18 protein-coding genes and 5 pseudogenes are annotated in these 25,399 nt (G+C 68.1%); 11 read left to right on the forward strand and 12 right to left on the reverse strand.

Translation table 11 applies throughout. The features are described from left to right. The first annotated feature begins 20 nt into the window (after positions 1-20). The 5 genes and pseudogenes from DL544_RS12375 to DL544_RS12395 all read left to right on the forward strand — a co-directional run bounded on the left by DL544_RS12375 (position 21) and on the right by DL544_RS12395 (position 5,275). Positions 21-956, forward strand: coding sequence for a type II secretion system F family protein (locus DL544_RS12375; RefSeq protein WP_005416989.1), 936 nt, complete (start codon positions 21-23; stop codon positions 954-956). Next, positions 956-1,845 (forward strand): annotated as a pseudogene (locus tag DL544_RS12380) (tetratricopeptide repeat protein). Before DL544_RS12375 ends, DL544_RS12380 begins: the two are co-directional and overlap by 1 nt. Continuing rightward, on the forward strand, positions 1,842-2,312 hold the full coding sequence (locus DL544_RS12385) for a DUF3613 domain-containing protein (protein WP_139727255.1): 471 nt from the start codon (positions 1,842-1,844) through the stop codon (positions 2,310-2,312). The pseudogene DL544_RS12380 and the gene DL544_RS12385 overlap by 4 nt, the downstream one beginning before the upstream one ends. 8 nt (positions 2,313-2,320) lie before the next feature. Further along, positions 2,321-4,471, forward strand: coding sequence for a TadG family pilus assembly protein (locus DL544_RS12390; RefSeq protein WP_005416993.1), 2,151 nt, complete (start codon positions 2,321-2,323; stop codon positions 4,469-4,471). Between the two features lie 99 nt (positions 4,472-4,570). Further along, the gene (locus DL544_RS12395; protein ID WP_032954256.1) at positions 4,571-5,275 is read left to right on the forward strand and encodes a DUF2968 domain-containing protein; all 705 of its coding nucleotides are present in this window, start codon (positions 4,571-4,573) and stop codon (positions 5,273-5,275) included. A gap of 74 nt (positions 5,276-5,349) precedes the next feature. Here DL544_RS12395 and DL544_RS12400 read toward each other — a convergent pair whose 3' ends face one another. Then, positions 5,350-5,736 carry a hypothetical protein gene (locus DL544_RS12400; protein WP_005416995.1) on the reverse strand — a complete coding sequence of 129 codons (387 nt, stop codon included), beginning with the start codon at positions 5,734-5,736 and terminating at the stop codon, positions 5,350-5,352. Positions 5,737-5,922: 186 nt separating this feature from the next. Between DL544_RS12400 and DL544_RS12405 the strand changes: the two genes are divergently transcribed. Further along, complete coding sequence (locus DL544_RS12405; RefSeq protein WP_065196126.1) at positions 5,923-6,747, forward strand: alpha/beta fold hydrolase; 825 nt, start codon at positions 5,923-5,925, stop codon at positions 6,745-6,747. 105 nt (positions 6,748-6,852) lie between these two features. Here DL544_RS12405 and DL544_RS12410 read toward each other — a convergent pair whose 3' ends face one another. The 7 genes and pseudogenes from DL544_RS12410 to DL544_RS12440 form a co-directional block, all read right to left on the reverse strand. Further along, positions 6,853-8,433 (reverse strand): MFS transporter, encoded by a 1,581-nt coding sequence (locus DL544_RS12410; protein ID WP_139727257.1) that lies wholly within the window; start codon positions 8,431-8,433, stop codon positions 6,853-6,855. A gap of 61 nt (positions 8,434-8,494) precedes the next feature. After that, positions 8,495-9,778, reverse strand: coding sequence for an alginate export family protein (locus tag DL544_RS12415; protein ID WP_005416999.1), 1,284 nt, complete (start codon positions 9,776-9,778; stop codon positions 8,495-8,497). After that, entirely contained in the window at positions 9,757-11,604 is a 1,848-nt protein-coding gene (locus tag DL544_RS12420; protein ID WP_171955791.1) for an amidohydrolase, read from the reverse strand. Before DL544_RS12420 ends, DL544_RS12415 begins: the two co-directional genes overlap by 22 nt. 119 nt (positions 11,605-11,723) lie before the next feature. Then, positions 11,724-12,148: pseudogene (locus tag DL544_RS12425) on the reverse strand (DoxX family protein). Positions 12,149-12,150: 2 nt separating this feature from the next. After that, positions 12,151-12,807, reverse strand: coding sequence for a hydrolase (locus DL544_RS12430; RefSeq protein WP_005417006.1), 657 nt, complete (start codon positions 12,805-12,807; stop codon positions 12,151-12,153). Beyond that, on the reverse strand, positions 12,804-13,247 hold the full coding sequence (locus DL544_RS12435) for a helix-turn-helix transcriptional regulator (protein ID WP_050562701.1): 444 nt from the start codon (positions 13,245-13,247) through the stop codon (positions 12,804-12,806). The genes DL544_RS12430 and DL544_RS12435 overlap by 4 nt, the downstream gene beginning before the upstream one ends. Positions 13,248-13,297: 50 nt before the next feature. Beyond that, a complete protein-coding gene (locus tag DL544_RS12440; protein ID WP_005417009.1) occupies positions 13,298-13,630 on the reverse strand; it encodes a hypothetical protein in 333 nt (110 codons plus the stop codon). Positions 13,631-13,726: 96 nt separating this feature from the next. Between DL544_RS12440 and DL544_RS12445 the strand changes: the two are divergent. Both DL544_RS12445 and DL544_RS12450 read left to right on the forward strand, forming a co-directional pair. Next, positions 13,727-16,755: pseudogene (locus DL544_RS12445) on the forward strand (sensor histidine kinase). Then, positions 16,748-17,401, forward strand: coding sequence for a response regulator (locus DL544_RS12450; RefSeq protein WP_065196123.1), 654 nt, complete (start codon positions 16,748-16,750; stop codon positions 17,399-17,401). The pseudogene DL544_RS12445 and the gene DL544_RS12450 overlap by 8 nt, the downstream one beginning before the upstream one ends. Before the next feature lie 599 nt (positions 17,402-18,000). Here the strand turns inward: DL544_RS12450 and DL544_RS12455 are convergent. Next, the gene (locus tag DL544_RS12455; protein WP_032954258.1) at positions 18,001-19,194 is read right to left on the reverse strand and encodes an MFS transporter; all 1,194 of its coding nucleotides are present in this window, start codon (positions 19,192-19,194) and stop codon (positions 18,001-18,003) included. 93 nt (positions 19,195-19,287) lie between these two features. Between DL544_RS12455 and DL544_RS12460 the strand changes: the two genes are divergently transcribed. Continuing rightward, entirely contained in the window at positions 19,288-20,217 is a 930-nt protein-coding gene (locus tag DL544_RS12460) for a LysR family transcriptional regulator (protein WP_005417015.1), read from the forward strand. 93 nt (positions 20,218-20,310) lie between these two features. On the opposite strand, the pseudogene DL544_RS12465 reads toward DL544_RS12460, so the two are convergent. Continuing rightward, positions 20,311-21,767 (reverse strand): annotated as a pseudogene (locus tag DL544_RS12465) (amidohydrolase family protein). Positions 21,768-21,821: 54 nt separating this feature from the next. After that, positions 21,822-22,522 (reverse strand): annotated as a pseudogene (locus DL544_RS22490) (ankyrin repeat domain-containing protein). A gap of 115 nt (positions 22,523-22,637) precedes the next feature. Between DL544_RS22490 and DL544_RS12475 the strand changes: the two are divergent. Both DL544_RS12475 and DL544_RS12480 read left to right on the forward strand, forming a co-directional pair. Continuing rightward, positions 22,638-23,519 carry a LysR substrate-binding domain-containing protein gene (locus DL544_RS12475; protein ID WP_005417024.1) on the forward strand — a complete coding sequence of 294 codons (882 nt, stop codon included), beginning with the start codon at positions 22,638-22,640 and terminating at the stop codon, positions 23,517-23,519. A 131-nt stretch (positions 23,520-23,650) separates the two neighbouring features. After that, positions 23,651-24,088 (forward strand): DUF3806 domain-containing protein, encoded by a 438-nt coding sequence (locus tag DL544_RS12480; protein WP_005417026.1) that lies wholly within the window; start codon positions 23,651-23,653, stop codon positions 24,086-24,088. A 48-nt stretch (positions 24,089-24,136) separates the two neighbouring features. Here the strand turns inward: DL544_RS12480 and DL544_RS12485 are convergent, their stop codons facing one another. Further along, complete coding sequence (locus tag DL544_RS12485) at positions 24,137-25,297, reverse strand: amidohydrolase family protein (RefSeq protein ID WP_005417027.1); 1,161 nt, start codon at positions 25,295-25,297, stop codon at positions 24,137-24,139. Positions 25,298-25,399 lie beyond the last annotated feature (102 nt).

Here is a 25,399-nt window from a genome sequence, read left to right on the forward strand (position 1 = left end):
AGCCGCCCCGGAGGTGCCCGATGAGCGCCAGCGCCTGGTTCGCCCTTTCGCTGCTGGTGCTGGCGGCCGGCGTCGCCCTGCTCGGTATTGCCGGCTGGGTGCGCAGCCATCGCGAGCACCGCACCTCAGCCACACTGAAAACCGCCCTGCAGCCGCGTGAGGAAGGCCGCGACACCGAGGCCACGCGCCGCGACTCGCTGGGCTGGATCGAGCGTTTCGGGCGCTCGCTCAGTGGCGGCCGCCTGGAGGCTGCGCTGCTTGCCAACGAAGACAAGCTGCTGTTGGACCTGGCTGGCTGGAACACGCGCCGTGGCACCGCGATCTATCTCGGCCTGCGCCTGCTGCTTGCCCTGTTGGTGCTGGCGCTGGCGCTGGCGTTCAGCAGCGCGCACGGGCTTGCCAAGGTGATGGTGGTGATCGGTGCGCTGGCGGCCGGGCTGCTGCTGCCGAAGTTCGTGCTGTCGTCGTGGGTCAAGCGCCGCCGCCGTGCGGTCGAGAACGAGCTGCCCCTGCTGATCGACCTGCTGCGCCTGCTGCAGGGCGTGGGCTTCAGCATGGACCAGAGCCTGCAGACGCTGGGTGACAAGCTGCGCGATGCATTGCCGGTACTCGGCGGCGAACTGCAGGAAGCCAATGTGGCCTATACCCATGGCCGCACGCGCGCGCAGTCGTTGCGGCGTCTGAGCGAGGTCTACGCCGATGATGACCTGGCCAGCCTGATGCAGTTGATCCTGCAGGTGCATGCGCACGGCGGCGCAGTGCAGGAGCCGTTGCGCCAGTTCAGCATCCGCCTGCGCGAACAGCGCCGCAACGCGTTGAAGGAAAAGGTCGGCAAGCTCTCGGTGAAGATGACCGTGGTGATGATGCTGACCCTGTTGCCGGCACTGATGCTGGTGCTTGCCGGCCCGGCGCTGGTCGCGCTGGCCACCACCCTGTCCAAGATGGGATCTCCCTGATGCCTGCCCTGCGCACCTCCTGCCTGCTGCTTGCCGTCGCCCTCGCCGCCCTGGCCAGTGGCTGCGCCTCGACCACACCGAAATATGTGCGGGCGCCCAGCCTTGCGCCGCCGGAACCCGATCCGCAGGACAGCCGCAACGCCTATCTGGAGCTGATCGAACGCTGCAGCAGCAGGGCGCCTGGTATGCCTCGCTGGCCCACGTGGAGGCCTTCCGCCAGCGCTATGGTGATCGCCCTGCCCTGCGCCTGCTGCAGGCCGACGCACTGCGCGAGACCGGCCAGGCCGACGCGGCGGTCGCGCTGTATCGCGAGCTGTCCAGCGGGCCGCAGGCCGCGGCGGCCGCCCACGGCCTGGGCCTGATCGCTGCACGCCGCGACGACGACGCCGGAAGCGAACAGGCGCTGGCGCGCGCCACGCAGCTGCAGCCCTTGAACACCGACTATCTGGGCGACCTGGGCTATGCACGGCTGCGTGCCGGCCAGTTCGATCAAGCCCGCGAGCCGCTGGCCAAGGCCCTGGAACTTTCACCGGGCAACGCCAAGGCAACGGCCAACCTTGCACTCTGGGCGGTACTGCGCGGCGACCAGGCCACGGCGGAGCGGCTATCGGCACAGGCCAGCCTCAACGAGGAAACGCGCCGAAGCATCCAGCAGCAGGCCCAGCAGATCCGCACGCGCCTGCAGCAACGACAGGCCGCTGCCGCCGCCAACGCAGCCACACCTGCACACACGGCGAGCGTCGAGAGTGGCGCTCGTGCATCGGGCGGCGCACGGCTGGCGAGCGAACCCCGCCGCGACCCGCGCGACCAACGCGATCCGCAGCGCCTGCCACCCTCGATGCTGGAACGCTTCAGCGCCACCGACCACCCGACCGGAAGCACACCATGACCACGATGCGCCAGATCCGACGCCTGTTGCCCGTGCTGTGCTGCCTGCTTGTGGCCGGTGCCGTGCAGGCACAGCAACAGCCATTGACCGGACAGATGCTCGGTGGCCCCTCACTGTCGGCACCGGCTACAGCGCCGATGCAGGCCGAACCGCTCCCCACCGTGGAGTTGGCCGCACCGGCTGCATCCGCCGAGGTGACTGGAGCGCAAGCGTCGACCATCGCGACCGACGTCGCACCTCTTTCAGCACCGCCCGCCGCACCACGTGCACGCCTGCAGAGCGGCGAGGCGACCCGCAACCTGTTCCGCCTGCAGGCCTCCGGGCAGCAGGCCGGCCAACGGCTGCCGATCCTGGGTGACCAGGCCACGCTGAGCTATGCGCGTTACCTGAAGAGCTTTGAACACGAGATCCCGGACTTCTTTGAGACCGATGTCTCCCGGTCCAAGGACGCCTCCTCCGGACGCTGAGGTCGGCCATGAAACGCCCACGACAGTTCAGTTTCAGCCGCGCACGCGGCGGCATGTCGGTCACGATGATGCTGGTCATGCTGGCGCTGGTGGCCATGCTGGGCCTGATCGAGATCGGCTATCTGTTCTGGGCCAAGCGTGACGCGCAGAAGGTGGCCGACCTTGCCGCACTGGCCGGCGCACAGCGGCTGGAGCTGTGCAGCCCGGACAACAGCGACAACAGCGCTGCCCGGCAGAATGCGGTGGTCCAGAACGGGTTCGCAGGCACCCTGCAGATCCGCTGCGGCAACTGGAGCGCCAGCCGTGGCACCGGCACCCGCTTCGTCACCAGCGTCGATGCCAGCAATCCCCGCAATGCGGTTCAGGTGATCGCCGAGCGCAGCGTGCTGCCCTTCTTCGGTCAGACTTCCAGCCTGCCCACCGTGAGCGTGCAGGCCGTGGCGCGCCGTGCCGAACCCACCGCGGTGTTTGCGGTCGGCTCGCAGCTGCTGCGGACCAATGGCGATTCAGTGCTGCTGTCCACCCTGCGCCTGGTTGGCCTGGACGTCACCAATGCCACGGTGCTGTCCTATGACGGCCTGGCGCAGGCCAACGTGACTCCGTCCGGCCTGCTGAAAGCGCTCAACATACCGGTAAGCGCCAACCTCAGCGTGGCCGACTTCAATCGCCTGCTGTCGGTCAACAAGATTTCGCTGGCACAGCTGGTCGATGCTACCGCCACCGTAGTCGGCCGTGACTCCGCAGTGGGGGTGCAGCTGCGCGCCCTGTCCGATCTGGTTGCCACCCAGCTGGACATCAACAAGCTCAACATCGTGCTTGGCAGCCAGTCCGGCGGCGGTGGCCTATTTGCCGAAGTTGTCTCGCCCGACGGCACGGTCGGCAGCGCACTGGAGTCACAGATCAACGTGCTCAACCTGATCAACACCGCGATCTCCATCGCCAACGATGGTAACGGCGTGGCGGTCAAGGGACTGGACCTGCTGGGCATCAGGATCCAGGCCGGCGTGGTCGAGCCGCCATCGATCGCCATCGGCGGCGTCGGCAGCCGTGCCTACAACGCGCAGGTGCGGCTGATGGCGGACGTGGACAGCAACAACCTGTTCGCGCTGGGGCCGCTGCTGAACCTGCTTGGCACGCGCCTGCACCTGCCGTTGCACGTCGACGTGGCCAACGGTATGGGCACCTTGACCGGCATCCAGTGCGGCGGCAGTCCACCCAAGGCCACGATCCAGGTGGACTCGTCGGTGCTGCGCGCCTGCGTCGGCAATGTCGACCCCGCACAGCGCTTCTCCAAGGCCAATGTCTGCGATGCCACGCTGCAGGACGAACAGCTGCTGAAGCTGCTGGGCCAACCATTGATCAACGACAGGATTACCCTGCCCGCCCTGACCAGCACGCAGACCCTGACCCTGGCCGCCGGCGAGACCGGCTCGACCCGGTTCAATCCGCTCGCAATTGGTGACGCAGTGTCGAGCCTGGTCAACGAACTGCTACGGGTGCTGTCGGGCATGCTCAATTCGCCCAAGCAGGGCATGAACGCCAACGACACCGCCAAGGCGCTGGCCGATCGCTACCTGCAGGCGGCCTTTCCGACTGGCGGACGCTACAACGTCGACCAGGTCATCCCGCTGCTGCGCGATGGCGATCCGGCGCGCAATCTCGCCCCGCTGGGCAACTGGACGGTGAAGAATGGCGTCCCCAAGCCTTGCCTGCTGGGCCTGACCACCTGCTGGGAAGACGGTTCGGTGTGGACCGGTTACAGGACGACCGTCACCGGCCAGGGCCTGGGCCTGCTCGATGGCCTGCTTGGCTCGCTGGTCGGCGGCCTGCTGATCAACCGCTGCGACAGCCTGCTCGGCAACCTGATCGATTACAACGGCTGCGTGCGCAACAATCTGGCGTCCTACATCCAGACCGCACCGGCCGGCTTTCTCGATGGTGCCGGGGGAACGGGTGTCACCAACCCCGATGGCAGCGTCAGCTGCAGCGGACTGCTGTGCACCCTGCTGAAGCCGATCCTGGCCGCACTGCGGCCGGTGCTCAACAGTATTGGCACCCTGCTGACCAACCTGCTGGCCAGCGTGCTGGGCGTTGAACTGGGCCGGACCGACGTCAATGTGCAGTCGATCCAGTGCAGCGCCGCACAGCTGGTCTACTGACCGGTGACGGGCGCCCTTGGCGGCGCCCACACCCATGCTAGACTCCCGGCGGGGAACCACCTTCATCTCAACCCACACTCATCCGTGGATGGTCTAGACATGCGAGAAACTTCAGGGGGCGCGGTCTTTGCCCGGCACGCGCGCAGCGCGGCAGTGCTGGCCGTGGTCATGATGCTGGTGGCACCGGCAGCGATGGCTGCACGTGGCGACCGCGAGGCGGCAGCCGAACCGGCGCGCAGCGCGCCTGTGGTGCGCAATACCGTGGACGAACTCAAGCAGTTGATGGACTCGCGCCAGCTGACCGAGCTGCGCACCACTTACAACGGCAACTACGGCGCCAGCCTGCTGTTCAATGCCAACACCCTGACCTACTACGTCGCCCTGTTCCAGGAGAAGAACTTCTGGCGGGTGATCAAGACCGATGCGGTGGACAACGCCGAGCGCGTCTACCGCACCTTCGCGCAGCAGTCCGAACAGCTCGCCCAGGTCTACATCGACACCACCCGTCTTGAAGCCGGCAAGCGCTACACCGAGCGCCTGGTGGCCTACAACGAAGAACGCCTGCGCACCCTGCAGCAGGAAATGGAACAGCAGCAGGCGCAGTCGGCACAGGTCAGCGCGGCCCTGCAGCAGGCCCAGCAGCAGGCCGTGAGCCTCAGCACCGACGTGCAGAGCACCAACAGCCAGCTGGACGCCCTGCAGCGCCGCATCCAGATCCTGCAGGCCGAACAGGGCAACCCGGAGTTGAGCCTGCCCAAGCCGGACAGTGTGCCCGCACCGGCCGCCGCAAGCGACGGTCGCTGAGAGCTGCACTCACGGTACTCACGCGACGGCGCCCTATGGCGCCGTTGTCGTTTTCGACACTTCAGCGTCCCGCATCACTGGCAGGCGTCGTAGACCGCGTCATCCAGCTGCCGGCGCTGCACGAAATCCAGGCGCCGACGCTTGAGCAACGCCTTCTCACGATCACGCCGGGCACGCTCGCAGGCTGCCGCATCCGTGCTGATCGTGATCAGCGCACCGTGCGCCCGCGCCGCACGCCGTGGCCGCGGCGTTGGCTTCGGTGTCGAGGCCGCTGGCGCCACAGCGCCGCGGGACAATGACTGCTCCGCGGGCACGTCCCAGCGCCATGCGGCACGCCCCTGGCAGGGTGTCTGCTGGTAGACCGGGTGCGGTCCATCCACGCACTTGTAGACATGGGTCTGTGCCGGCGCTGCCATGGGCAGCAGCAGGCACAGCATCAGCGACCATCGCATGGCGGGCATCCGTGCGTTCCTGTGGCGGGCTGCGCTCATCCTCGGCATACGGCTCCCGTCCTGCCAGAGCGATACGCGTCACATCCGATGCAATCCAGCACAGCCGTGCAAGTCGGTCGCCTGCGCCTGCGCTGTACTGCCGAAGGCACCGGCATCCTGCCGAAGCCTTCCCTCCCTTCCGCCAAGGAACCTGCAATGAGCAACTTCGTCACCGTCGCCGATGGCGCCCGCATCTTCTACAAGGATTGGGGCACCGGCCAGCCGATCGTGTTCGCCCACGGTTGGCCGCTGTCTTCCGATGCCTGGGATCCGCAGATGCTGTTCATGGGCCAGAACGGCTTCCGCGTGGTCGCCCACGATCGCCGCAGCCACGGACGCTCCAGCCAGACCTGGAACGGCAACAACATGGACACCTATGCCGATGACCTGGCCGCGGTGATCGAAGCGCTGGACCTGAAGGACGCGATCCTGGTCGGCCATTCCACCGGCGGCGGTGAAGTGGCCCATTACATCGGCCGCCACGGCAGCGCGCGCGTGGCCAAGGTGGTGCTGGTCGGCGCCGTGCCGCCGCTGATGCTGAAGACCGCTGGCAACCCCGCCGGCACCCCGCTGGAGGTCTTCGACGGCATCCGCAAGGGTACCGGCGGCGACCGTTCGCAGTTCTTCAAGGACCTGACCACCCCGTTCTTCGGCGCCAACCGGGATGGCAACAACGTCACCCAGGGCATGCGCGATGCGTTCTGGCTGCAGGGCATGCTCGGTGGCGTCAAGGGCCAGTACGACTGCGTGCACGAATTCTCGGAAGTGGACTACACCGAGGACCTGAAGAAGATCGACGTGCCGGCGCTGGTCGTGCACGGCGATGACGACCAGATCGTGCCGTTCGATGCCTCGGCCAAGCTGTCCTCGCAGATCATCAAGGATGCCGAACTGAAGGTGTACGCCGGTGCGCCGCATGGCCTGACCATCACCCACGCCGACCAGTTCAACGCCGACCTGCTGGCGTTCGCACGCAAGTGAGGTATCGCGGCGGCGGCGCTACCCAGCGCCGCCGCAAAAAAGGGGACGGAGGGGATTAAGTCGTTTGTGCACAAACGACTTAATCCCCTCCGTCCCCTTTTTGTGTCAGATATCGCTGTGATGGTGTGGTACCCCGGTCTTCGGCAGCGGATCATGGCCACCCACGAAGTGGCGTACCACCGGTGCGCGCTCACCGCGATGCAGTTCCCGCAGCACTTCCTGGATCGCCTTGTCGTCGGCGGTGATGCGCTCATGCTGGCGCAGGTGCTCCAGCCACGACGGGGTCACGAAATACTCCAGGTGGATGCCCGGGCTGGCCACGTCCTCGACCACGCCCCAGACCACGGCGCCATCGCGGCGGCGGATCGTGCCCAGCGCGCGCATCTGCGCCTGGAACGTGGCACGATCAGCATCATCGATGCGGTACTCGATGGTGACCAGCACCGGGCCTCGATCATTCGACACCGGCACCGACAGCTCGGGTGCCGGCCAGTGCCCGGCCGGGCGCAGGTTCAGGTCTTCGGTGCCGGCGATGCGCACGCGCCACACCAGCAACCCACCGATCACCGCACCGGCCGCTGCCACCAGCAATGCCAGTTCGGGCGAGGTGCGCTGAGCGAGCGCGCCCCAGCTCAGGCCGCCGGCGGCCATGCCGGCAGAGAACACCATGATGTACAGCGCCAGCGCACGCGCACGTACCCATGCCGGAACCGCAGTCTGCGCAGCGATCTGCAGCGACGACAGCACGGTGATCCACGCAAAACCATTGACCAGCATCACCGCCGGAAGCACGTACCAGCTGCGGGTCAGCGCCAGCCCGACCAGGCTCAGGGCCAGCGACAACGTCGCCAGCAGCACCAGCAGGTCGCGATCCATCCGTGCGCGCAGCTTCGGCAGCAGCAACGCACCACCCACTGCGCCGATGCCGATGCAGCCCAGCAGCATGCCGTACTGCCCCGCCCCACCCTGCATCTGCCCACGCACTACCACCGGCAACAGCGCGTTCATTGCCGCGGCGAAGAAGAAGAAGCCGACCGACTTGATCAGCACCGCCTGCAGCCGTCCGGCACGGCTCGCGTAGCGCAGGCCCGCTTTCAATCCGGCACCGAAGCCTTCCGGCGGCAAGCTCGACTGCTTTGGGTCGCGCTTCCAGCCCCACACCACGAACAGCATCGCCGCGAAGGTGATGGCATTGAAGCCGAACGCCCAGACCGCACCCAGCTGGGCGACGATCACGCCGCCGATGGCCGGGCCGATCGAACGGGCGATATTGATGCCGATCGAGTTCAGCGCCACCGCCGAGGCCAGCATCGGCTGTGGCACCAGTTCGGAGACGATGGCGGCCTGCGCGGGCATTGCCATCGCCGCACCGCAGCCCATGCAGAAGGTCAGCAGCACCAGCAACTGCGGGGTCAGCAGGTCCATCGCGGTCAACGCAGCCATCGCTGCGGCCACCAGCAGCATCCAGCCCTGGGTCGCCAACAGGTACTTCCGACGATCGACAATGTCGGCCAGGGTGCCGGCAGCGAGCGCCAGCAGCACGATCGGCACCGTGGTGGCCGACTGCACCAGGGCCACCATCAGCGGCGAACCGGTGCGCTCGGCCATCACCCAGGCGGCGGCCACATCATTGACCCAGGTGCCGATGTTGCTGGCCAGGATCGCCAGCCAGATCGAACGGAACATCTGGATCTTCAGCGGGGACCAGGCACCTGCGTCCTGTACGGGGGTTGCGACGCGGTTGCGTTCACCATTGCCATGCTCCAACGATCGAGGCGAACAGCGTGTCCTGGCCTCCAGCCTGCTTCAGTGCAGGACCGGCGTCGACCCAGGCCAGCTGCAGCTGCCATTGCCAGTGTTCGCTGGCCTGCCAGCGGGTTTCGGATTTGTACTGGGTGCCGATGCGGCGCGCGCCACCGGCGCTGCCCGGCAACGCCACCAGCGGCGCCGGCGTGGTGTAGACCGCATCGGCACGACGATGCTTCCAGGCCATCTGTACGCCCAGTTCCGTCGTCACCGCGTCGTGCAGGCGCAGGGTCAGGGTCGGCTGCAGGTCCATCAGATTGGCCGGGGCCAGCAGGCTGGCCTCGCTGAAGTAGGCCGATTTCGGGAACAGTGCATTGAAGGTGCCCAGTCGCCGGTCGTGCAGGTTGCCATCGCCACTGGCGATGTCGGCCTTCAGCCCCAGCCGCGGTTGCAGTGGCCGCTCCCTCCAGCGCCAGCCCGTGTCGGTCGCCAGCGTCCAGGCACGGACGTCGAGTGGGCCGGTGGCGGCACGCAGTTCACCGCCCTGCGCCACCAGCTCACTGTTCCAGTCCAGCAGACCTGACTGGCCGAACCAGCGCGCACCGAGTGTCTGCCGGCGCTCGGTTCCCGAGCCCGCCGCAAAGCGCGCACCGTCGCGACGATAGTCCAGCAGGTACAGATCCCACTGTCCCACGCCCTGCCCGCGTGCCGCGGTGGCATAGGCACCCCACAGGTGCGCACCGTGTTCGCTGCGATCATCAAAGGCACCCGGCCGGTTCTCGACCGGCCGCAGGGCCATCAGGTCAAGCGTGCCGAGCCGCCCCTTCCAGCCCAGGCGCGCACCATCGAAGGCCAGGCGGATGTTCGGCCCATCGCGTACCGACAACAGCCGCGAGCTGCCATAGCCGGCTTCCTGCCGGCCGAGCTGCACATGGAAGCCACCGCGCTGCCAGCGCCAGTACGCCTGCTGCACGTCCAAGGCACCACGGTCGGTGCGGCCCGGGCCGCCTGCCTTGCCATTCTCGGCATGCACGCCCAGCTGCAGTTTTGCCTGCCAGGTGTCCTCCACATAGGTGGCCGAAGCCAGTGCGCGCAGCAGGCCATAGCCATCTTCGCTGCCGCCGATACCAAACCGGGTCGGGTCGTAGTACAGGCCACGCAGGCGCAGCGATGCGTCCAGCTGCAGCTCACCGTTGCCCGCGTCGCTGCAGCGGCCGCCCTCGCAGGCCAGCGCCAGCGAGGGCACGGACAGCAGCGCCAGGCTCAGAACGCGAAGCACGAGCATCCCATCGCGCCCCAGAACCCGGCCAGGTCATCGGTCGGCGCCGCGTGATGCGCGGCATGACCGTGAGCACCATGCGTACTGCAGGCCACACCGTGATGGTGGCGATGGGCAGCGGCCAATCCGGTGGCGGCACCACCAACGTGGTAACCACCGAACCGGTTGACCGGCGACCAGTCCGGCATCGCCGGCGGCAGCTGCGGCGCCAGCCCAGCATAATCGCCGTCGGCGTGCACGATGCGCCCGCCGACCACGGTCAGCATGCTGGTGATGTCGGCGATCTGCGCGTCGTCGACGCGGAAGAAATCGGCCGAGAGCAGGATGAAGTCGGCCAGCTGACCAACCTTCAATGTCCCCTTCACTGCTTCGTCGCCGGAGAACCAGGCGCTGCCCTGGGTCCACAGGCGCAGCGCCTGCTCGCGTTCGAGCAGGTTTTCCTCGCCATACAGGGCCAACCCGCCCACGGTGCGCCCGGTCACCAGCCAGGACAACGCCACCCACGGGTTGTAGCTGGCCACGCGGGTGGCGTCGGTGCCTGCGCCCACCGGCACGCCCTCGGCCAACATGCGCTTGACCGGCGGCGTGTGCCGTGCCGCCTGCACGCCGTAGCGCTCGACGAAGGCTTCGCCCTGGTAGGCCATGCGGTGCTGCACGGCGATACCCCCACCCAGCGCGCGGATGCGCTCGATATTGCGCGGAGTGATGGTCTCGGCGTGGTCGATGAACCAGTGCAGGCCATCGAATGGCACCTCGCGGTTGACCTGTTCGTATACATCCAGGATGCGGGTGATGCTCTCGTCGTAGGTGGCGTGGATGCGGAACGGCCAGCGCTTCTCGACCAGCAGCTTCACCACGTCGTGCAGTTCGGGCTCCAGCTCCGGCGGCAGTTCCGGGCGCGGCTCGTTGAACAGTTCGAAGTCGGCGGCGGAGAACACCAGCATCTCGCCCGCGCCGTTGTGGCGCAGCAGGTCATCGCCCTGGCGCGGCTGCAGGATCTCGCTCCAGCCACGGAAGTCATCCACTTCCCTGCCCTTGTTCTGGGTGAACAGGTTGTAGGCGATGCGCACCGTCAGCTGGTCATCGCGATGCAGCTGCTCGATGACCTGGTAGTCCTCGGGGTAGTTCTGGAAGCCACCGCCGGCGTCGATCACCGAGGTGATGCCAAGCCGGTTCAGTTCGCGCATGAAGTGGCGCGTCGAGTTGGCCTGGTACTCGATCGGCAGGCGCGGGCCCTTGGCCAGCGTCGCGTAGAGGATCAGCGCATTCGGCTTGGCCAGCAGCAGCCCGGTCGGGTTGCCCAGCGAATCGCGCACGATCTGGCCACCCGGCGGATCCGGTGTGTCCTTGCTGTAGCCGCAGGCGCGCAGCGCGGCGCGGTTGAGCAGTGCGCGGTCATACAGGTGCAGCAGGAACACCGGCGTATCCGGCGCGATGTCGTTGAGCTCCTGCAGCGTCGGCAGGCGCTTCTCGTTGAACTGCGCGGCGGTAAAGCCACCGACCACGCGGACCCACTGCGGCGCGGGAGTACGGTCTACCTGGGCCTTCAGCATGTCCAGGGCGTCGCCCAGCGAACGCAGGCCGTCCCAGCGCAGTTCCAGGTTGTAGTTCAGGCCACCACGGATGAGGTGGGTATGGCTGTCGTTGAGGCCGGGCAGCAGGCGCCGGCCCTGCGCGTCGATCAGCGTCGCTTCATTGCCCCAGCCGCGCATGATCTCCTCGTCGCTGCCGACGGCGACGATGCGGCCTTCCTGTACAGCCAGCGCCTGCGCATGCGGCTGCTGCGGGTCGAGGGTGGTGATGCGGGCATTGCGGATGACCAGCGTGCTCATGCGACGCTCCTTGGAAGTGGAATCGAGTGCGGCACCGGCGCGACCTGCCAGGCCGAGCGCAACAGCGGCGCCGCTGGCCAGCACCACGTTGCGGCGGCCGTGATCGAGGGGATCGTGACTCATGCGAATTCTCCCGGAAGGCGTTGGCCGTCCAGCGCCCAGGCGCCGGGGCCGGCCAGCGCGAGGGCCAGCAGCACCGTGGTCCACATCAACGGGTACTCACTGCCGCCGCGCATCCAGAACCAGCCCTTGGGCAGGGCCAACAGCACGGTGAAGCCGATGAAGGCAGCCGCCGCAAGCGCGGCGATGCGGGTCTGCCACCCCAGCAGCACGGCCAGCCCGGACAACACCTGCAGCAAGGCCAACAGCAATGGCAACGGTGCCACTGCCGGCAGCCCGAAACCGCGCAGCTCGGTGGCGAAGCCGGAAAGCCCCGGCCCCCGAACCAGCCGAACAGCTTGCCCAGCGCGTGCGGCAGCAGGAAGCCTCCTGCCGCCACGCGCAGCATCAGCAGGGCCAGGTCGAGGCCATGGCCGGCAACCATGCTCAGTGCCCGCCTTCCTGCGCACCGAACATCCGCTTGGCGTACTGGATGCCGATGCCGTAGCCGCCAGCGTGATCGCGCGCAATGCCGGTGGTCAGGTCGTAGGTTTCACCCCGTGCCCAGTCGCGCTGCAGTTCGAGCAGGTACTGCACGCTGGTCATCGGCACCGCGCCGGCCTGCACCATGCGGGTGATCGCACGCTCGTGCGCTTCCTCGCTGACATCGCCACAGGCATCGGTGATCACATACACCTCAAAGCCCTGCGCCAGCGCCGACAGTGCCGGGCCGACGATGCAGACGCTGGTCCACAGGCCGGCGATGACCAGACGGCGCTTGCCGATGCGGTTGATCTCATCGATCACAGGCTGGTCTTCCCAGGTGTTCATCGAGGTGCGATCGAACACCGTCTGGCCCGGAAAGATCTGCGGCAGTTCCGGGAACATCGGCCCGGAGAACGATGCCTCGGCGACCGTGGTCAGCACGACCGGTACATTGAAGCCCTTGGCGCCCTTGCCGATCAGCGACACGTTGTTGCGCAGCGCGGAAATGTCGATGGTGTGGGTGGCGAACGCCATCTGCGACTGGAAGTCGATCAGCACCAGGGCGTGGTCGGTCGGCGACAGCAGCGCCGGGGCGGGAGTGGCGGTGGCAAGGCTCATGGGTGGACTCCGTTGGAAACACGATCAAGGGGATGCAACAGGGCGGCATCGCCGGCAACGTACTGGCCGGGGCTGCAGCCGGTCTCCGCGCGGAAGCTGCGGACGAAATGGCTCTGGTCGAAGAAGCCCAGCTGCTGGGCCAGGCAGGCCATCGGCAGCTGCGCGCCCGGCAGCAGCTGGCGCGCGCGCTCGATGCGACGGCGGCGGACATAGCGCAGCGGGCTGGCGCCGGTACCGGCGCGGAACAGGCGTACCAGATGGAAGCGGCTGACGCAGGCGGCCGCCGCCAGCTCGGTCACCCGCAGCGGCTGCGACAGATGCTCATCGACATAGCGCAGGGCGCGCTGCAACGCGGCGGCCTGTTGCGGTGCCAGTGAAGCGGCGGGCGGATCAGGCGGGAAGAGGGTGGCCATGCGGGACGCCGCGAAGGGGTGCCCCATGGTGCGTGACCCCTGCGTGATGCCCCACCCCCGTCGGTCGAGGCCAGCACCTACCCGAATGGGGGAGGCCGACGGCCGAGCAGGCGGCGCCCGAACAACCGCGCATCCAATGAATAGGCGCCAGGGCCCAGCATCAACAGCGCCAATGGCAGCACCGCCTGCGGCCACGGCGCCTGCTGCGCGAACATGCCCACGGCCGCCATCAGCGCCGCCAACGGCGTCAACGCACCCAGCACGAGCATCAGCACTGCCAGCAGGCACAACGCCGACCACCCGCCCGCCTGCATGCCGGGCGTGAACAGCGCAGCGGACAGGCACAACCGCAACCACAGCAGGCCGATGCCCGGACCGCGGTCGGGGAACATCACGAACAGGCGCTGCATGGCGGGGCTCCGGAGGGCATGCCGGCGTGATAGCCGACGCCGGCGCACGCCGCCTACCCCGTTCGGGTCACCCCGGACTGCCCCACACCTGCCAGAATGCGCGCCATGCGTGGCCGCCCCTTCCCGTCCGTGCGTCGCCTGCCGACGCTGCTGACGTGCCTGCTCCTGTTGACCTCCCTGCCCGCCTTTGCCGTGCAGCGCCCGCCGGTGAGCGGCGGGCTGCCCGATTACGAACACACCGCCTGGCGCGTCGGCCAGGGCGCGCCGGGCGATATCTGGGACATTGCCCAGGACCGTGAGGGCCTGTTGTGGCTGGCTACCGGCTCGGGCCTGTACCGCTTCGATGGCCGTCGCTTCGAACGGCAGGCGGCGCCCGCCGGCAGCCAGTTCCCGTCCACCAACATGGTCACGCTGGCGCATGCCGCCGGCGGTGCGCTGTGGATCGGCTACTTCCAGGCCGGCATCAGCCAGTTCACGCATGGGCAGCTGCGCAGCTACGGCCGCGAGCAGGGGGTGCCGGTCGGCGTGGTCCCACGCTTCAGCCAGGATCGCCAGGGCCAGCTCTGGGCGGCGATCAATGGCGGGCTGCGCCGCTTTGACGGACATCGCTGGCAGCCACTGCCGGCCGCTGCCGGCCTGCCAGAGCGCCGTGTGCAGTGGGTGCTGCACGACAGCCGGGGCAGGTTCTGGGTGCTGGCCGACCTGAAGATCTGGATGCGTGCGGCGGGCCAGACCGCGTTCGAGGACACCGGCATCGCGGTCTCGCAGATGGCGACGCTGGCCGAAAGCCCGCAGGGTGAAGTGTGGCTGGCCGACCGGGTGAGAGGCACCTCGCCGCTGGCCAACGCGCAGGGTCTGCTGGCAGACAGCGAACGTGAGGCGCGGCGGTTGCCGGAACTGGTTGCTGCGCGCCTGCAGTTCACTGCCGATGGCGCGCTGTGGGCCACGATGAGCCCGCACGGCGGCGTCGCCCGCATCACCTTCGACGGCACCCGGGCCGTGCGCATGGAACGCTTCGATTCGCCGCAAGGACTGACCGCCACATCGGCAGTGCCGATCATCGTCGATCGCGAAGGCAATCTCTGGATTGGCACCAATCTCGGCCTCAACCGCTTCCGCGCACGCAGCGTGCACGCCCTGGTGGTCGGCCCAAGCGATCCGTACCGCTCGCTGGTGCGGGCCAGTGATGGCCGCGTGTATGGCTATGGCGAAGACCTCAAGCCCTACGACCTGCGGCGCCCCTTGCTGGATGGCAGCGCCACGCAGCTGCAGGCCGCCGCTCGGCAGGCACCCACGCCGATCTGGCAGTTCGACTGGGTCAACCTCGCGCGCACGGTCGCCGGCCACACCACATTGATCCCGCTGCCGGCCCCGTTCACCGGGCAGCCGCTGCATGCCCTGTTGTTCCCGATGACGGACAGGCCTGGGTCTGCGCCGGAGAACGCGGGGTGCTGCACTACCAGCATGACCAGTGGCAACGTGAAATCCGCCTGCCAGAGCAGGCCTGCTCATCGCTGGCGCTGGATGCCGATGGCCAGCTGCTGCTCGGCTATGCCGATGGCCGCCTGCGCCGCCTGGGTACGAATGGCACCGAGACCTTCGACGCCGGGAACGGCCTGTCGGTAGGGCCGATCACCGCGATGCTGCACCACCGGGACCTTCTGCTGGTCGCCGGCGAAGCGGGGCTGGCGGCACGGCTGGACAACGGCCGGTTCGTTCCGGTGCGCACCGACATGGCCGGTGTCCTGGAGGGCATCACCGGCATGGTCGCCGATGCCAATGGGCACCTGTGGCTAAACGGCAGCCGTGGCCTGGTACGGATGGAAAGCGGGTTGCTGCGCCGTGCCCTGCGCACCGGTCTGCCAGTGACGCCACGCCTGTTCGATGCCATCGACGGCATGCCCGGCATCGCCCTGCAGAGCGGACCGATCGCTACCGCCGCCCTGGCCGACGACGGCCTGCTGTGGCTGGCCACCAACCAGGGCCTGGCCTGGCTGGACACCACCCGCTCGCACGTCAATACGATGGCTCCCAGCGTGCGCATCGGCGAGGTGCTGTATGGCAGCGAGCACGCGCCGCTACGCGATGGCCTGCGCCTCCCGGCCGGCACCAGCCAGCTGCAGATTGAGTACGTGGCGCTGTCGTTGGCACGTCCGGAGCGCAACCGCTACCGCTACCGCCTGTCGGGCGTGGATGACGGCTGGCAGGACGCTGGCAGCAGCACACGTGCGTACTACACCAACCTCGCGCCCGGCAGCTACCGGTTCGAGGTGGAAGCCGCCAACGAGGACGGCATCTGGAGCACCGCACCGGCCAGCCGCAGCTTCCGCATCGCTCCCACCTTCATGCAGACAGTGTGGTTCAAGCTGCTGTGCACCGCCGCCGTGCTTGCACTGCTGGTGCTGGCGGTACGCATCCGCAGCGGGCAGCTGGCCGCACTGTTCCGCGCCCGACTGCAGGAACGCAACGGCGAGCGCGAACGCATCGCGCGCGACCTGCACGACACCCTGCTGCAGGGTAGCCAGGGCCTGATCCTGCGCCTGCACGCGATCAGCCAGTCAGCGCAGACACCGGAGCCTGTGCGCAGTCAGCTTGAGTCAGCGATGCAGCTGGCCGAGCGCAACCTGGCCGAGGGTCGCGAGCGGGTCAATGCGCTGCGCGAGGCGCCGTTCGCGGGCCGCGACCTCGCTTCGGCGCTGGCCGACGTGCACGCCGAATACGCCGGGCATGGCATCAATCCCCTGCGCCTGACCGTGGAAGGCGCGACGCCACCGCTGCAGGCCGACGCGGCCGAAGAGGTGTTCCTGATCGGGCGCGAGGCCATCCGCAATGCGTTGCGCCATGCCAATGCCAGTGCCATTGAAGTGGAACTGTCCTATGGCACGCGTTGTTTCCTGCTGCACGTGCGCGACGACGGCGCCGGCATTGCCGACGAGAACGCCGGCCATGGCCATTGGGGCCTGCAGGGCATGCGTGAGCGCGCCCAGCGCCTCGGCGCGGAACTGCAGCTGTGGACCCGCCCCGGGCTGGGCACCGAGATCGCGCTGGCGGTTCCCGCCCGTCGCCTGTATCACCGCCGCCCATCGCGTTGGCGCTGGCCCTGGAGTAGAACGAGCCATGACTGAATCGCCTACCCCGATCGGCGTACTGGTGGTCGATGATCACCCGTTGCTGCGTGACGGCCTGGCTGCGCTGCTGGGCGCCCATTCCGACCTGCGCCTGCTCGGCGAGGCCGCCGATGGCGAGGAAGCCATCGCGCGCTATCAGCAGCTGCAGCCAGACGTGGTACTGATGGACCTGCAGATGCCACGCCTGGATGGTGTGGAAGCCATCGTGCGGATCCGCACGATGGATCCGCGCGCGCGCATCATCGTGCTGACCACCTACCGTGGTGACGTACGTGCGGTGCGGGCGCTGCAGGCCGGCGCCAGCGCGTACCTGCTGAAGGACATGCTGCGCCATGAACTGGTCGACACCATCCGCATGGTCGCCGGCGGCCGGCGCGCACCGATTCCCCCGGCCGTGGCGGCCAGCATCGCCGCGCATGTAGTGGAAGATCGCTTGTCGCCGCGCGAGACCGAGGTACTGCGGCACGTGGCCGGAGGGCTGTCGAACAAGCGCATCGGCGAGCGCATGCAGATTTCCGAGCAGACGGTGAAGGCGCACATGAAAAGCCTGATGGACAAGCTCGGCGTGGGTGATCGCACGCATGCGGTAACCCAGGCGCTGCGGCGCGGCATCATCAGCCTGGACGACAGCGGTCACGATTAGGGGGTTGTCCGGCAGGGCTTGCAGCCCTGCACCCGCGGTAGTGCCGGCCGCTGGCCGGCAACTTCAACAGCAAAATCAAAAGCGCGCTCTCCGTGGGATGGCGCGGCGGTGTCGGAGTGCGGGGACGCTGCAAGTACGTCCCTGTAAGCTTGGCAGCCGCATCCATGCGGCTGACACCCCGCACTCCGACACCGCCCCACCTCTGACAGATTCCTGCGGCTGTCGGTAGGCGTCGACCTTGGTCGACACTTCTCTCAGATATCGAAATCAATCTGGGGTCAGATCCGTTTTCCTCCGGAAAACGGATCTGACCCCAAGAGCCATTCCAACAGAAGGCGGGGTGGGTCCGGTTGCGGGGGCGTGAGCGCCATGGATGGCGCGACCGAGCCTCCATGGGTGAGGGCGCTTCGCTTGCGAAGCATTGCTTCGCAAGCGCCCGAACGCCCAGCCGCCAGCGGCTGGGCCGGACTGGGGATTCACGGCGTCCCCCGCAACCGGACCCACCCCGCCTCCCTACAGGAACCCCGCTGTTGCTGTTGCTGTTGCTGTTGCTGTTGCCTCCAGCAGGTGCAGGGCTGCAAGCCCTGCCGAACAACCCCCTACTTCAAACGCAGTGCCAGGCTGCCCCCCGCACACACCACCGCCAGCCAGGCCACGCCGTGCCACCCCCACTGCGCCAGCGCCAGGCTCCCCAGCGCACCACCGGCGGCCATGCCGATGAACATGCCGGTGAACAACAGCGCATTGAGCCGGCTGCGTGCCGGCGGCACCAGCCCGTAGACCAGGGTCTGGTGCGCCACCAGCGCCGACTGGAAGCCGAAGTCGAACAGCAGCGCACTCACCACCAGCAACGGCAACAGCGCGGCGGCCGGCAACCAGGCTTCGGCCAGCAGCAGGCCGAAGCCCAGCAGCGCCACCGCAATCGCCAGCCGTGCCACCGCATGGCACCCCAGTCGATCAGCGAAACGGCCGGCAAACGGCGCGGCCAATGCACCGGCCGCACCGGCGATACCGAACGCACCCGCCGCCGCACTGCCGAGGCCCAGACGTGCATGCAGCATCAGCGCCAGGGTCGACCAGAACGCGCTGAATCCCACGGCCAGCAGCGACTGGCTGGCCACCGCACGGCGCAGCTGCGGCTGCTCGCGCCACAACGCCAGCAACGAACCCAGCAACGCCGGATAGCGCAGCGTGCTGGTCGGCGCGAAACGCGGCAGTGCACGCGCCATCACCGCGCCCATCGCCGCCACGGATACCGCCGCCAGCACGAACTGCGTGCGCCAGCCCCACGCTTCAGCCACCACGCCACTGACCACCCGCGACAACAGGATGCCGAGCAGCAGGCCGGTCATCACCCGGCCGACGATCTGGCCGCGCTGCGCATCCGGTGCCAGCACCGCAGCGGCGGGAACGATGTCCTGCGCCAGCGTTGCCATCAGCCCGACCAGCAGGCTGGCCATCAGCAGGCCCGGCAGGTGCCCGGCCATCGCGGCGGCGCCCAGTGCCAGCGCCAGCAGCGCGGACTTCAACAGGATCAGATGGCGGCGGTCGAAGCGATCGCCCAGCGGTGCCAGCAGCAGGATGCCCAGTGCGTAGCCGAGCTGGGTCAAGGTTGGCACCAGGCCGGCGGCGCGCTCACCGGCGCCAAGGTCCTGGGCGATCAGGCCCAGCATGGGCTGGCTGTAATACAGCGACGCGACCGAGAAGCCGGCACCGGCCGCCATTGCCAGCACCAATGGGGCGGAAGGCACGGTCGCCGGTGCGGCCGCAACAGACAGCGAGGGGGTAGACATGGGGGAGCCCCGTAGAGGAAGTGAGCGTATCCTGCCTGTATTCGCCAAACGTCTGTAGTAGGCTCTGGCACATATATTTCATACGCCACACGCATGAATGACCTCGCCACCGGCGCTGATCGCCTGGATCTGCTGCGCACCTTCCTGCGCATCGTCGATGCCGGCAGCCTGTCTGCTGCGGCCCTGCAGCTGGGCACCACCCAGCCGACGGTCAGCCGACGCCTGCAGGCACTGGAGCGGCAGCTCGGCCTGCGTCTGCTGCAGCGCTCCACCCATGGCCTGCAACTGACCGAGGACGGCCTGCGCTGCCAGCGTCATGCGCAGCGCGTGGTCGACGAATGGGAGTCGCTGCAGGCCGAGCTGAACGGCGAACCGGAAACGCTGCGCGGACGCCTGCGGGTGATGGTGCCGCACGCCTTTGGCCAGGCGCAGCTGCTGCCTACCATGCTCGCATTCCTCGCCCAGCACCCGCAGCTGAGCCTGGAGTGGATCCTTGAAGATCGTCGCCCGGATTTCATCGCAGAAGGCATCGACTGCGCGGTGCGGGTGGGCCCTGTCGACGAACCGCGCATGGTTGCACTGCCGCTCGCAGAAGTGCCGCGCATCGTCGTGGCAGCGCCCTCGCTGGTGGACGCCACGGCGGTCAGTACGCCGGAACAGGCACAGTCACTGCCGTGGATCTCGCTGGTCACCTACTACCGCGAACGCCTGCTGCTGCATGATGCGCAGGGCCGGGCGCATACGCTGTCAATCAGCCCGCGCCTGCTCAGCGATAACCTGTTCGTGGTACAGCAGGCTGCGCGCGCCGGGCTGGGCGCAGCGGTGGTCTCGGCCTGGCTGGTGGCCGACGACCTCGCACAAGGGCGGCTGGTGCAGCTGCTGCCGGACTGGCAGGCACCGGCACTGCCGGTACACGTCGTGTTTCCTGCCGCGCGCCAGCAGCCGCCACGGCTGCGCGCCTTCATCGATGCGATGAAGGCCGCGTTGCCGCAGCTGCACGGAATGCGGCCGGCACCGCGCTAGGTCACCGGCCGCATCATCCACGCATGGCGTGGATTTCGTTCAAGACCACAGGGTCAGAGCCCTTCCCGTTGAGAAGGGATCCGACCCTGTCGATCATTGCGCCTTCGCAGCCTCGGCATTCCACGCCGCGACCTTGGCCTTGGTGTCGGCCAGCATCTTGTCCAGCGCGGCGCGGTCATACACGTTGCCGCGCAGGATCACGCTGTCGATCTTCTCGGTGGCGGCGATGTCCTGCAGTGGGTTGGCGGTCAGCAGCACCAGGTCGGCGGCCTTGCCCGCGCGACATCACCGTAACGGTCCATCTGGCCGAACCAGGCCGGGCCGGAACGGGTTGCGGCCGACAGCGCCTGCGGCGCGCTCAGACCCTCCTTCACGAACAGCTGCAGTTCCTGGTGCAGGGCGATGCCCGGGAAGTTGAACGAGTTGAGGAAGCCCGCATCGGTGCCGGCAATGATCGTCACGCCCGCCTCCTGCAGCAACGGCAGCACGGCCGCCACCTGGTGGTACTGCGCGTGGCGCGCCTCGATCTGTGCCGGCGTCGCCTTCGCGGCGCGGTCCACGCGCCACTGGTAGGTCGCGCGCAGGCCCGGGCCGATGTAGGCCAGGTACGGATCGTTGGCGTGGTCATCCTGGTCCAGGAAATCGAGGATACGGCCACCGTTGAGGGTCGGGGTCACGAATACGCCGCGCTTGGCGAAATCACGGTAGGCGTGCATCGCGGTGTCACGGTCGAAGCTGGCGTCGAGGCGGCGATTGGCTTCCGCGCGGTCGATGCGGCCGGCGCCGAAGTCGGCGGCGATCTTCGCTTCGTCCTTGCTGCCGGCCTTGAATGCGTAGTCCAGGTGCTCGATCGAGGCCAGGCCGGCATCGACCGCCTGCTCCACCGTCAGCGCCATCGGAATGTGGCCCGAGGCCTTGAAGCCGGCCTTGCGCGCTGCGCTGGCCGAATACAGGAACAGATCCGGCTTCAGCGTGCTGTCGGTGATCTTCACGAAGTCGACCCTGTCGTGCTGCAGTCGGGTGATCGCCTTGTCGACGTCGGCCTCGCTACCCGCTTCGATCGTGCCCTTCCAGACCGGCTTGATGCCTTCGATCTTCGCGCCGGAACTGAGCAGGCGCGGGCCGAACAGCGTGCCCCTGGCGATCTCGCCACGCCACTGCAGCACCTGCTCGGGCAGGTCGCCCGAGCAGTCACGCACGGTGGTGATGCCGTGCGCGATGTACAGCGGCAACAGTGCCTTGTTCTCTTCGATCAGCGCCGGGCCACCACCGAAGTGCACATGCATGTCCCACAGGCCCGGGATCAGGTATTTGCCCTTGGCATCGATCTGGCGGGCCGCGCTCCACTGGCTGCGCAGCTGCGCGTCCGGGCCCACCGCGACGATGTCCTCGCCGCGGATCACCACGCTCTGCCCGGCCCGCGTGCTGGCGTGCTCGACGTCGACCACGATGGCATTGCGGATCAGCAGGTCGGCGCGCTCGGCAGCAGATACCGACAGCGGCGCCACCGCAAGAAGGATGGCAAGGGACAACGGGCGGGAACGGAACATGATGGACAGCATCCTGGTAGGCACGGCCAGCGTGCGGGTGGAAGGAGTAGCGGTTCAGCGCGCCGCGCCGTGCTGGCGCAGCAGGGTTTCAATGCCGGCATAGCCACGCTGGCGCGCGTGCGCCAGTGGCGTTACGCCATCGCCATCGGCCAGCTCCGGGTCGGCACCGGCCTCCAGCAGCAGCTGCACGATCTGCACATGGCGTTCACCACCGTCGCCAAGCAGGATCGCTTCCAGCAGCGCGGTCCAGTGCAGGCGGTTGACGTGGTCCACCGCCACACCTGCACGCAGCAGCATGCGCACGGTGCTGACGTGGCCGCGCTCGGCGGCCGGAATCAACGCAGTGCCCCATAGCGGTTGGTGCTGCGCAGATCGGCGCCGTGCGCCAGGGTCATCGCCAGGATCTCATCCAGGCCGCGCGCGCCGGCATACAGGTAGGCACTGTCCTGCAGCGCATCCTTGGCATTGACGTCCGCCCCGGCCTCGATCAGTTCGCGCGCGGCATCCACGTTGTTGCCCTGCGTGGCCAGCAGCAGCGCCGTGCGGCCCTGGCCATCGTGCGCCTCCAGCGTGGCGCCATCCTCGATCGCCTGTCGCACCGCATCGGCGTCGCCGCGGCTGGCGGCATCACGCAGGCGCGCGTCTGCGTCGGCTCTGGAGGTGGCAGTGCAGGCAGGGGTGACCATGGCCAGCAGACACAACAACAGCACGCGCGTGAACGGTGCAGGCCAGCCAGCAGGGCAATGGAAGCGCATCACGGTGTCTCCTTTTCTCCATCGCCGCAGCGAGATGGTCGCAGGAGCCGCGCATTGCCGGCCCCTGCCCCGCATGGTAGAAGTCGGCCTGGGTATCCAGAAGTGAAATGTTCAAATGCAAGACAGTGCCAAATCGAATAGAACCCTGTTCGAACTGGACCTGCTGCGGGCGCTGGTGATGGTGGCCGACTGCGGCAGCTTCACCACGGCGGCCACGCGCCTGCATTCGACGCAGTCCACGGTCAGCCAGAAGGTACGGCGGCTGGAGGAACTGGCCGGGCATCGCCTGCTCGAGCGCGGCCACCGCGATGTACACCCCACCGACGCCGGCCACACCCTGCTCGGCTATGCGCGGCGCATGCTCGACCTGAACGAGGAAATGGCACAGGCGCTGGCCGGCGCGACGGTGGAAACTGCGGTCCGCATCGGCGTACCCGAAGACTTCGTCAACCCGCAGACCACCCGCATGCTGGCCGCCTTCAGCCGCCGCCACCCGCAGGTGAAGCTGGAGATCAGCAGCGGCCTGAGCCGTGACCTGGCCCAGGGCTTCGACCACGGCGAGCTGGACCTGGTGCTGGTCAAGCAACGCCGCAACAGCCGCCAGGCGGTGCATTGCCGGCACGAGCCGATGCACTGGATCGACAGCCTGCGCAGCAGCTGCCTGCAGCAGGACCCGCTGCCGCTGGTCACCTTCCCGCCGCGAGGGCTGTACCGCGACGAGATGATCCACGCCGTGGAAGCGCTGGGCCTGCGCTGGCGCATTGCCTTCACCAGTTCGTCGCTGAGTGGCATCCAGGGCGCGGTGGCTGATGGCATCGGCGTCAGCCTGCTGCCGCGCCGCGCGGTCACGCGCGAGCACCGCATCATCGATGGCGAGCGCGGGCTGCCGGTGATCGACAACTACGAAATCGGTCTGCTGCATCGTGCCGATGCCGATGATGCGGTGCGGGCACTGGCCAGCGAGCTGTGGCGGCAGGTACAGCGCGAACCGGACTGACCACGATAGATCCACGCCACGCGTGGATGCCTTTCGCGCATTGATCATCGATATCTGATCAATCTTGCCGCACGGCGGGAATCATCGCCTCGTACAGTGCCCCCTGCTTCCGTGCTCCACGGCGCCTCGCCATGTCCGACCAACCCCCGACCCGATTCGATCCCCTGCCTGCAGCCCTGCAGACGCACCTGCAGCACCAGCGTGCACGGATCGCCTCACGCGTGGCCGCCAGCTTCCCGACGTTGCCGGTGCAATGGCCGCTGGCCGCCAGCACATTGCAGCGCGTGGTCGATGCCGAACTGATCGATCGTGACGACTGCGGCGGCTGGGAAGCGCTGGGCGTGGCGTTCGGTGACATTCTGGCCCAGCGCGTGCCGGGCCTGGCCTGGATGCAGGTCACCGATGCCTGGGGCATCGATGCGGTGCTGCGCTATGCCGACAGCAGCCTGCAGATCGGCGCCAGCACCCTGCTGCTCAAGCGCGTGGAGCAGGGCGAGGTCATCGACATCGCCCATCTGCTGGCGTGGCTGGAAGAATTCGTCGCTACCCGCGCCGACGATTACGCCTGAAAGCCGCCGGGCATGGCTCGGTGCTACAGAGGTTGGCGCGGCCTGGATCTACAGCCAGCGGCCGTCCACCACCACGCGTCGCTCCACCGGCACTGCGGCCACGGCCGCCGGACCGTGATCGGCGCGCACCGCCACGAAGGTGGCCGGCAGGCCTTCGGCAATGCCGTGCTGCGGCAGCCCGATCACCTGCGCGGCGTGGGTGGTGACCATGTCCAGCGCCAGCATCAGGTCGGCATCGGTGTAGAAGCCCGAGCGGTAGCCCAGCAGCATCGCCCGCTGCAGCAGATCGCCGTTGCCGTACGGCCACCAGCAGTCACGGATGTTGTCATTGCCAGCGAACACGCGCACGCCGGCATCATGCAGCGCACGCAGCGGCGGGAACGGATGATCCCCCGGCGCGTTGCTCATGATCGCTACGCCCGCCGTCGCCAGCGCCTCGCCCACCTGCACCGCGCGCGCCAGCGGCACTTCGCCCAGCGAGTAGGCATGACTGACCGCCACCCGCCCCTGCAGGCCAGCGGCCCGGGTCCGCGCGGCAATGCGCAGCAACTGGGCCAGTCCGGTTTCGCCGGGCTCGTGCAGGTGGATGTCCAGGCGCACGCCATAGCGCTCGGCCAGGCCGAACAGCAGTGCCAGTTGGCCTTCGGCATCGCCATCCAGCGTGGTCGGGTCGATGCCTCCCAGCACCTCCACGCCCGCTGCAAGGGCCTGCTCAAGCACGGCGGCGGTACCCGGACAGGACATCACCCCGGCCTGCGGGAACGCTACCAGCTGGATGCGCATGAGGCCGGCACAGCGGAGCGAGGCCTCGCGTACCGCCTCGAGATGACGCAGGCCCGTGCTGCCGTCGATGTCGACGTGGCAGCGCATGGCCACCGTGCCGAAGCGGCTGCACTGGCGGATCAATGCCTCGGCACGGTCCACCATCGGCGCGGCACCCGCTACCGCGGCCTTCTCCACCGCCAGCCGCTCACGCAGGCTGTTCACCGGCTGATGCGGGTGCCAGCGGTCTCCGACAAAACTCTTGTCCAGATGGATGTGGCCGTCGACCAGCCCGGGCAGGACCGCGAAGCCCTGCAGGTCGACGCATTCCGCCCCGTCGGCCGGCGAGGCCTCGCCATTGAGGCCGCTGATGCGGCCATCACGGATATGGAAATGCAGCGGCGCACCGTTGCGGTCGACACCGCCATGGACGAACTGGAGGGTCATCGGGAACTCCTGGAATGCCAAGACTGCCGCCATCGTGCGCCCCGCTGCACCCATCGACCAACGAAATATCTGGATGGCACGCATTCACCAGGACGATGATTG

Origin of the sequence: Stenotrophomonas sp. pho, from assembly GCF_006228405.1 — a bacterium.
Taxonomy (GTDB): domain Bacteria; phylum Pseudomonadota; class Gammaproteobacteria; order Xanthomonadales; family Xanthomonadaceae; genus Stenotrophomonas; species Stenotrophomonas sepilia.

Excerpts from the sequence above, each read along its gene's own strand:
- DL544_RS12430 (WP_005417006.1), bottom strand. The coding sequence starts at position 12,807 with ATGAGCCTTGCCACCGCCACTCCCGCCCCGGCGCTGCTGTCGCCGACC.
- DL544_RS12435 (WP_050562701.1), bottom strand. The coding sequence starts at position 13,247 with ATGGGGCACCCCTTCGCGGCGTCCCGCATGGCCACCCTCTTCCCGCCT.
- DL544_RS12405 (WP_065196126.1), top strand. The coding sequence starts at position 5,923 with ATGAGCAACTTCGTCACCGTCGCCGATGGCGCCCGCATCTTCTACAAG.
- DL544_RS12440 (WP_005417009.1), bottom strand. The coding sequence starts at position 13,630 with ATGCAGCGCCTGTTCGTGATGTTCCCCGACCGCGGTCCGGGCATCGGC.
- DL544_RS12480 (WP_005417026.1), top strand. The coding sequence starts at position 23,651 with ATGTCCGACCAACCCCCGACCCGATTCGATCCCCTGCCTGCAGCCCTG.
- DL544_RS12450 (WP_065196123.1), top strand. The coding sequence starts at position 16,748 with ATGACTGAATCGCCTACCCCGATCGGCGTACTGGTGGTCGATGATCAC.
- DL544_RS12485 (WP_005417027.1), bottom strand. The coding sequence starts at position 25,297 with ATGACCCTCCAGTTCGTCCATGGCGGTGTCGACCGCAACGGTGCGCCG.
- DL544_RS12455 (WP_032954258.1), bottom strand. The coding sequence starts at position 19,194 with ATGTCTACCCCCTCGCTGTCTGTTGCGGCCGCACCGGCGACCGTGCCT.
- DL544_RS12415 (WP_005416999.1), bottom strand. The coding sequence starts at position 9,778 with ATGCTCGTGCTTCGCGTTCTGAGCCTGGCGCTGCTGTCCGTGCCCTCG.
- DL544_RS12420 (WP_171955791.1), bottom strand. The coding sequence starts at position 11,604 with ATGAGCACGCTGGTCATCCGCAATGCCCGCATCACCACCCTCGACCCG.
- DL544_RS12395 (WP_032954256.1), top strand. The coding sequence starts at position 4,571 with ATGCGAGAAACTTCAGGGGGCGCGGTCTTTGCCCGGCACGCGCGCAGC.
- DL544_RS12410 (WP_139727257.1), bottom strand. The coding sequence starts at position 8,433 with ATGTTCCGTTCGATCTGGCTGGCGATCCTGGCCAGCAACATCGGCACC.
- DL544_RS12400 (WP_005416995.1), bottom strand. The coding sequence starts at position 5,736 with ATGCCCGCCATGCGATGGTCGCTGATGCTGTGCCTGCTGCTGCCCATG.
- DL544_RS12460 (WP_005417015.1), top strand. The coding sequence starts at position 19,288 with ATGAATGACCTCGCCACCGGCGCTGATCGCCTGGATCTGCTGCGCACC.
- DL544_RS12475 (WP_005417024.1), top strand. The coding sequence starts at position 22,638 with ATGCAAGACAGTGCCAAATCGAATAGAACCCTGTTCGAACTGGACCTG.
- DL544_RS12385 (WP_139727255.1), top strand. The coding sequence starts at position 1,842 with ATGACCACGATGCGCCAGATCCGACGCCTGTTGCCCGTGCTGTGCTGC.
- DL544_RS12375 (WP_005416989.1), top strand. The coding sequence starts at position 21 with ATGAGCGCCAGCGCCTGGTTCGCCCTTTCGCTGCTGGTGCTGGCGGCC.
- DL544_RS12390 (WP_005416993.1), top strand. The coding sequence starts at position 2,321 with ATGAAACGCCCACGACAGTTCAGTTTCAGCCGCGCACGCGGCGGCATG.